Below are 311 nucleotides of genomic sequence, written 5' to 3'. Positions count from 1 at the left end.
TGGGGGTATAGCTCAGCTGGGAGAGCGCTTGCATGGCATGCAAGAGGTCATCGGTTCGATCCCGTTTACCTCCACCACTGAACAATTGAACGTAGAGTTCTTAGGTTTTGACCCTATCGTCTAGAGGCCTAGGACACCACCCTTTCACGGTGGGTACCGGGGTTCGAATCCCCGTAGGGTCGCCAAGTTTGGCTGCGCTTGGACCGGCAACGGTCACAAAGCAGCCACCGACGCGGAGTGGTAGTTCAGTCGGTTAGAATACCGGCCTGTCACGCCGGGGGTCGCGGGTTCGAGTCCCGTCCACTCCGCCA

3 tRNA genes are annotated in these 311 nt (G+C 58.8%); all 3 read left to right on the top strand.

From position 1 onward, the window contains the following. The first annotated feature begins 1 nt into the window (after position 1). Positions 2-77 (top strand) — tRNA-Ala (locus A612_RS00055). Positions 78-109: 32 nt separating this feature from the next. After that, positions 110-185, top strand: a tRNA-Glu gene (locus A612_RS00050). Positions 186-234: 49 nt separating this feature from the next. After that, positions 235-311, top strand: a tRNA-Asp gene (locus A612_RS00045).

Source organism: Melaminivora alkalimesophila (assembly GCF_000282995.1).
In the GTDB taxonomy this organism is placed as follows: domain Bacteria; phylum Pseudomonadota; class Gammaproteobacteria; order Burkholderiales; family Burkholderiaceae_C; genus Melaminivora; species Melaminivora alkalimesophila.
Note: the sequence above shows the minus strand (reverse complement) of the source record. Positions and strands in the feature narration are given on the sequence as shown.